Here is a 7,053-nt window from a genome sequence, read left to right as displayed (position 1 = left end):
CCTTTTTATTTGGCTGCAGTCATCCGGTGCTGTCGAATAACCGTCGAGACTGCGGTTGATTGGTGGGCTGAAGCCCACCCTACGGTGCCACGGCGCGCACGCCTATATAACGCCTCGGCCCCCAGGTTTCGTAGGGTGGGCTTCAGCCCACCGAGACCGGGAGCTTCTGCGATGGAAAGCCCATCTCAGTCAAGTCACCTTCAGCATGTAGGGTGGGCTTCAGCCCACCAACATGACCTGACCTCGCGGCGTCTTCCTCTCAAGGCACCGATCCCCCTAAAGCGGATAGTTCGCCAGCTCCCGCGCGATCAGCAGGCGCTGGATCTCGCTCGAGCCCTCGTAGATCTGCGTAATACGAGCATCGCGGTAATAGCGCTCGACCGGATAATCCTCGAGATAGCCGTAGCCACCGTGGATCTGCACCGCCTGCGAACAGACCTTCTCCGCCATTTCCGAGGCAAACAGCTTGGCCTGGGAGGCTTCGGACAGGCAGGGCAGGCCGGCGCTCTTCAGCCTTGCGGCATGCAGGATCAGCAGACGCGCCGCATTCAGCTGGGTCTGCATGTCGGCGAGCATGTTGGCGATGCTCTGGTGCTCGGCGATCGGCTTGCCGAACTGCACGCGCTCGCGGGCGTAGAGCAGGGCGGCTTCGAAGGCCGCACGGGCGATGCCCAGGGCCTGCGCGCCGATGCCGATACGGCCGCCTTCGAGGTTCGACAGCGCAATCGCCAGGCCCTTGCCACGCTCGCCAAGCAGGTTTGCCTCCGGGATTCGACAGTCGCTGAGCGAGACCGCGCAGGTGTCCGAGGCGCGGATGCCCATCTTGTGTTCGCTGCGCTCCACCGCAAAGCCGGGCGTGTCGGTGGGCACCAGAAACGCGGAAAGGCCCTTCTTGCCGAGGTCCGGATCGGTCACCGCGAAGACGATGGCCAACTTCGCCCGCTTGGCGTTGCTGCAGAACTGCTTGCTGCCGTTGAGCACCCACTGGCCGTCCACCAGTTCGGCGCGGGTGCGCAGGTTGTGCGCCTCGGAGCCGGCCTGCGGTTCGGTGAGGGCGAAGCAGCCGATGGCGCGACCGCTGGCCAGTTCGGCCAGCCACTCGTCCTTCTGCGCCTGCGAGCCGTAGTTCAGCACCGGGCCGCAGCCCACCGAATTGTGGATGCTCATCAGCGCGCCGGTGGCGCCGTCGCCGGCGGAGATTTCCTCCACGGCCAGGGCGTAGGCGACGTAGTCGATGTAGCTGCCGCCCCATTCTTCCGGGACGACCATGCCGAGCAGGCCAAGCTCGCCCATCTGGGCGATCAGGGCGTCGTCGATCCAGCCGGCCTTTTCCCAGGCCTGTGCATGGGGGGCGATCTCGCGGCGGGCAAAGTCGCGCGCCATGTCGCGGATCATGCGTTGGTCTTCGCTGAGTTCGAGGTCATGCATTGCGCGGTCTCTTCTTGTTGTTGTGCTGCAAAAGAGGTTCAGGCCGTGGCGCTGCGGCGTGTCTTGCCGGTGGTGGCCTTGAAGCCGTCGAAGAACGCCTGGACGCGCTCCGGCGTGACCTCTGCCAGCGTCGGCGGGTTCCAGCGCGGTGACTTGTCTTTGTCGATGATCAGCGCACGCACGCCTTCCATGATGTCGCCCTTGGCGAACCATTGACGGTCCAGATGCAACTCCAGGGCGAAGCAGTCGGCGATCGGCAGTTCGCGGCCGCGACGCAGCATCTCCAGGGTCACGCACATGGCCAGCGGCGAGCGGCTGTCGAGCACCTTGAGCGTTTCCTCGGCCCAGTCGGCAAACTCCGGGCGTGTCTCGGCGGCCAGTGATGCGCGAATTGCCGCCACATCGCTTTTGCCGAAATGCTCGTCGATGGCCTGATGCAGCGCCTTCAGCTCGGAACCCGGCAGTTTGTTGCTGCCCAGCGTCGCCACCAGGGTGCGCAACGCCTCCTGCGGATGGACGGACCAGCTCATGTGGTCGAGGCAACGATCCAGCTCGGCGATCTGGTCGTGGCTGACGCACCAGTCCGCCAGGCCCACGTGCAGCGCATCGGCGGCGCGGATCTGCAGGCCGGTGACGCCCATGTAGGTGCCAAGCTCACCCGGCAGGCGTGAGAGGAAATAGCTGCCGCCCACATCCGGGAAATAGCCGATGCCCACTTCCGGCATGCCCATGCGCACGCGCTCGGTGACCACGCGCAGCGACGCGCCCTGGACCAGGCCCATGCCACCGCCGAGGACGAAGCCATCCATCAGCGCCAGCAGTGGCTTCGGGTAGGCATGGATGTACTGGTCGAGGGCGTATTCCTCCTCGAAGAAGGTTTCGTGCTCGGTGTCGCCGCGCTGGAAGCTGTCGTACAGCGAACGGATGTCACCGCCGGCGCAGAAGGCCTTCTCGCCATTGGCGCGCAGCACCACGGCATGGATCTGCGGATCGGCCGCCCAGGCGCTGAGCTGCTGTTGCAGCAGGCGGACCATTTCCAGGGTCACCGCATTCAGCCCGGCCGGGCGGTTGAGGGTGAGGTGGCCGACGTGGTTGCGTACGGCGGCCAGCACGGGGCGTTCGGTTGCAGGCATGGTCAGGTGTCCTTGCGGTACTGATTGATGATCGCCGAGAAGTCCAGGCCGCCATGACCCTGGGCGCTGAAGCTTTGGTAGAGCTGCTGGGCGAGGGCGCCGAGGATCACCGGCTGGCGCACCTGCTTGGCGGCCTCGGTGGCCAGGCCCAGGTCCTTGAGCATCAGGTCGCTGCCGAAGCCGCCGCTGTAGCCGCGCGAGGCCGGTACGTTGTCCAGCACGCCGGGGAAGGGGTTGTAGGTATCCGAGCTCCAGCAGCGGCCGCTGGAGGTGTTGATCACCCCGGCCAGGGTCTTGGCATCCATGCCCAGCGCGACGCCCAGCGCCATCGCCTCGGCGACGCCGATCATGGAAATGCCCAAGAGCATGTTGTTGGCGACCTTGGCCACCTGGCCGTTGCCGGCTGCACCGCAGTGCACGATGTTCTTGCCCATGGCCGCGAGGATCGGTTGTGCACGATCGAAGTCCGCATCGCTGCCACCGACCATGAAGGTCAGGGTGCCGGCTGCTGCACCGCCGGTGCCGCCGGAGACCGGTGCGTCGAGCATCGGGTTGCCATGCTCGGCGGCGGCCTTGGCCACTTCGCGGGCGCTGTGCGGATCGATGGTGGAGCAGTCGATCAGCATCACACCGGCACGGCTGCTGGCGATCAGGCCGTTCTCGCCCAGGTACACGCTCTTCACATGGGCGGCGGCCGGCAGCATGGTGATGATCAGTTCGGCGTTGCCCTGGGCGATGGCGGTCGGGGAGTCGACCGGCAGCGCGCCGGCGCCGACCAGGTTTTCGACGGCCGCGGCGTTGAGGTCGAAGACGCTGAGCTGGTGGCCTGCCTTGAGCAGGTTGTGGGCCATGGGTGCGCCCATGTTGCCCAGGCCGATGAATCCGATATGCATGGCGTGTTTCCTCTTGTTGTTATGGCCAAATGCGGCTTAGCGATTGGTGAACTCAGGCTTGCGCTTCTCGCTGAACGCGGCCATGCCTTCCTTCTGGTCGGCAGTGGCGAACACCGCGTGGAACATACGACGCTCGAAGCGGATGCCTTCGGCCAGCGTGGTCTCGAAGGCGCGGTTGACGCTTTCCTTGATCATCATGGTGGCCGGCAGGGATTTCTCGGCGATCACCCGGGCGGCCTTGAGGGTTTCCTCCAGCAGGCTTTCGGCTGGGAATACACGGGCGACGAGGCCGGCGCGCTCGGCTTCGGCGGCGTCCATCTGGCGACCGGTCAGGCACATGTCCATCGCCTTGGCCTTGCCCACTGCGCGGGTCAGGCGTTGGGTGCCGCCAATGCCCGGCAGCACGCCGAGGTTGACTTCCGGCTGGCCGAAGCGCGCGTTGTCGGCGGCGAAGATCATGTCGCAGAGCAATGCCAGCTCGCAGCCACCACCCAGGGCGTAACCGGCGACGGCGGCAATCAGCGGCTTGCGGCGCGTGGCAATGCGGTCGGCTTCGGCAAAGAGGTCATCGAGATAGACCTGCGGGTAGGACAGCTCGGCCATTTCCTTGATGTCGGCGCCGGCGGCGAACGCCTTGGCCGAGCCGGTGAGCACGATGCAGCCGATCTGCGGATCGGCCTCGAGCTGGCCCAGGGCCTGGTTCAGTTCGCTGATCAGCTGCGCATTGAGCGCATTGAGCGCCTGCGGCCGGTTGAGGGTGATCAGCGCAACGCGCTCCTGGATGTCGACGAGCAGGGTTTCGAATGTCATTTCAGCGTCCTTGAGGGCCGGCGCGTCCGCCGGCCCGGTGGGTGATGTCACTTCAGGTTGATGGTGGTGTTGACCGGGCCGCCGACCTCGTTCTCGTCGAACCAGCGCTCGGTGATGGTCTTGGTCTGGGTGTAGAACTGCACCACCTGCTTGCCGTAGGGGCCGAGGTCGCCGAGCTTGGAAGCGCGCGAACCGGTGAAGGAGAACATCGGCACCGGCACCGGGATCGGTACGTTGATGCCCACCTGACCCACGTCGATCTCTTCCTGGAAGTGCCGCGCGGCCGCGCCAGAGCGGGTGAAGATGGCGGTGCCGTTGCCGTTCGGGTTGGCGTTGATCAGCGCGATGGCTTCGTCCATGGTCGCTGCCGCCATGACGCAGAGGACCGGGCCGAAGATTTCTTCCTGATAGATGCTCATCTCGCGGGTAACGCCGGAGAAGATCGTCGGGCCGACGAAGTTGCCCTTTTCGTAGCCGCTGACGCTCGGGTTGCGGCCGTCCAGCTCAAGCTTGGCGCCTTCGCGTACGCCGCGTTCGATCAGCCCGCTGACGCGATCCAGCGCCGCGCAGGAAACCAGCGGACCGACATCGGTGCCGGCCTCGACACCGGCGTTGACCTTGAGGGTCTGCGCCTTGGCCACCAGATCGGGAATCCAGGCCTGCGCCTCGCCCACCAGCACCACCACCGACAGCGCCATGCAGCGCTGGCCTGCCGCGCCGAAGGCGGCACCGGCGATGGCGTTGAGGGTCTGTTCCTTGTGCGCATCGGGCAGCACGATGGCGTGGTTCTTGGCGCCCATCATGCACTGCACGCGCTTGCCGGCCTGGGACGCACGGTTGTAGACGTGGGTGCCAACCCTGGTCGAGCCAACGAAGGAAACCGCCTTGATATCCGGGTGGTCGCAGATCGCATTTACCGCGTCCGCACCGCCATGCACCACATTGAGCACGCCCGGTGGCACGCCGGCTTCCAGCGCCAGTTCGCACAGGCGCATGGTGACCATCGGGTCCTGCTCGGACGGCTTGAGGACGAAGGTGTTACCGGTGGCGATGGCCATCGGGAACATCCACAGCGGGATCATCGCTGGGAAGTTGAATGGCGTGATGCCGGCGCAGACGCCCAGCGGCTGCAGCAGGGTATAGGTATCGACGCCGGCGGCGACGTTGTTCGCCAGATCGCCGAGCTGCAGGTTGCCGATACCGGCGGCGTGCTCGACCACTTCCAGGCCGCGGAACACATCGCCTTCGGCATCGGCCAGGGTCTTGCCCTGTTCGGCGGTGAGGATCGCCGCCAGCTCCTTCATGTTTTCACGAATCAGCTGCTGGTACTTGAGGAAGATGCGCGCACGCGCACCGATCGGCGTCTTGCGCCAGGTCTTGAAGGCTTTCTGGCCGCTGGCGACGGCACGGTCGATTTCCTCGGCAGTCGCAAAAGGCACGCGCGCCAGGACTTCCTGGGTCGCCGGGTTGACGACATCGCGCCAGTCCTGGGTGGTCGATTCGATAAATTCACCGTCGATAAGCAATTTGACGGTAGGAATGGAGCTGGACGTTGTCATAAGGCTCTCCGCCTGAGAAGGCACCTTGTTGTTATGGGCTCGCGGACAGCTGCGAGAAGCTGCACTGAATTTAGCAATGCAAAAAATCACATTACAATGCGGCCTCGCGCAGATTTGGTCTGCATAAATGCACAGAGTTCTAAGGAGGCTTGAACCATGGACTGGGACAATCTGCGTTATTTTCTCGAAGTCGCCAGGGCCGGGCGATTGACGACCGCGGCTCGCCGTCTGGCGGTGGATCACACCACCGTGTCGCGGCGCCTGCAGGCGCTGGAAAAAAGCATGGGCCTGCAGCTGTTCCTGCGTGAGCCCGGCGGCTACAGGCTCACCGAGGCCGGGCGCAACCTGCTGCCGCGGGTCGAGGCGATGGAAAGCGCCAGCGTGGCCATCGAACATTCGCTGCCAAGCATGGCCGATGGGCTTTCCGGGCAGGTGCGCATCGGCGCGACGGAGGGCTACGGCACGGTGATGCTTGCCGGCCAGCTCACCGGGCTCAGTCGGCGCTATCCGCACCTGAACATCGACCTGCTGGCGCTGCCGCGCGCGGTGCGTCTGTCGCGCCACGAGGCGGATATCGTCATTACCCTTGAACGCCCCGAGCGTGGGCCTTTCATCATTACCCGGCTCACCGACTATGCGCTGCGGTTGTACGCTTCTCCGGCGTATCTGGAGGAACATCCGCCGATTCGCAGTCGCGAGGATTTGGTTGAGCACCGCTTCGTCAGTTACGTGGATGATCTGCTCTTCACCAAAGAGTTGCTGTTTCTCGATGGCATCGCCGACGCTCGCTCCATCGGTTTGCGCAGCACCAGCCTGCTGGCGCAGCAGGAAGCGGTGGCGATGGGGGCGGGGATTGCGATCCTGCCGGCGTTTTCCGCCGACGCCGATCCACGGCTGCGACTGCTGCTGCCGGAGGAGGTCAGCTTTACCCGCACCTTCTGGATGCTGATGCCGATCGAGTTCAAGGATCTGGCGCGCATGCGCACGACCTGGGATTACCTGAAGGAAATGGCGCAGCAGAATCAGGGGCGGCTGCTGGGGCAGGGCTGATCGTGGAGGGCCCGCCCCGGTGCGATTTCAGGCGTAGGGTGGGCTTCAGCCCACCGACAGGGGCAGTTCGGGTGGCTGAATTTTGGTGGGCTGAAGCCCACCCTACGATGCTTCGCTTCACTTTCTGGATGCTGATGCCGATCGAGTTCAAGGATCTGGCGCGCATGCGCACGACCTGGG

At 65.0% G+C, this 7,053-nt stretch carries 6 protein-coding genes; 1 reads left to right on the top strand and 5 read right to left on the bottom strand.

Going from position 1 to position 7,053, the window contains the following annotated elements; all coding sequences use genetic code 11:
- Positions 1-276: 276 nt before the first annotated feature.
- The 5 genes from B597_RS39235 to B597_RS39215 are packed head-to-tail and all read right to left on the bottom strand — an operon-like array spanning position 277 to position 5,823.
- Positions 277-1,428 (bottom strand): acyl-CoA dehydrogenase family protein, encoded by a 1,152-nt coding sequence (locus B597_RS39235; protein ID WP_024162318.1) that lies wholly within the window; start codon positions 1,426-1,428, stop codon positions 277-279.
- 38 nt (positions 1,429-1,466) lie between these two features.
- Positions 1,467-2,561: an enoyl-CoA hydratase/isomerase family protein gene (locus tag B597_RS39230; RefSeq protein ID WP_024162317.1), complete on the bottom strand. Its 1,095-nt coding sequence runs from the start codon at positions 2,559-2,561 to the stop codon at positions 1,467-1,469.
- A 2-nt stretch (positions 2,562-2,563) separates the two neighbouring features.
- Entirely contained in the window at positions 2,564-3,454 is an 891-nt protein-coding gene (gene mmsB, locus B597_RS39225; protein WP_020306202.1) for a 3-hydroxyisobutyrate dehydrogenase, read from the bottom strand.
- A 36-nt stretch (positions 3,455-3,490) separates the two neighbouring features.
- Positions 3,491-4,264 carry an enoyl-CoA hydratase gene (locus B597_RS39220; protein WP_024162316.1) on the bottom strand — a complete coding sequence of 258 codons (774 nt, stop codon included), beginning with the start codon at positions 4,262-4,264 and terminating at the stop codon, positions 3,491-3,493.
- 47 nt (positions 4,265-4,311) lie between these two features.
- Positions 4,312-5,823 carry a CoA-acylating methylmalonate-semialdehyde dehydrogenase gene (locus B597_RS39215; RefSeq protein WP_024162315.1) on the bottom strand — a complete coding sequence of 504 codons (1,512 nt, stop codon included), beginning with the start codon at positions 5,821-5,823 and terminating at the stop codon, positions 4,312-4,314.
- Positions 5,824-5,979: 156 nt separating this feature from the next.
- Here B597_RS39215 and B597_RS39210 point away from each other — a divergent pair, with 156 nt between their 5' ends.
- The gene (locus B597_RS39210) at positions 5,980-6,873 is read left to right on the top strand and encodes a LysR family transcriptional regulator (protein WP_024162314.1); all 894 of its coding nucleotides are present in this window, start codon (positions 5,980-5,982) and stop codon (positions 6,871-6,873) included.
- Positions 6,874-7,053 lie beyond the last annotated feature (180 nt).

Origin of the sequence: Stutzerimonas stutzeri KOS6 (assembly GCF_000307775.2) — a bacterium.
Classification (GTDB): Bacteria; Pseudomonadota; Gammaproteobacteria; order Pseudomonadales; family Pseudomonadaceae; genus Stutzerimonas; species Stutzerimonas stutzeri_B.
The sequence above is the reverse complement of the archived record's forward strand: the minus strand, read 5'-3'. Positions and strand labels throughout refer to the sequence as shown.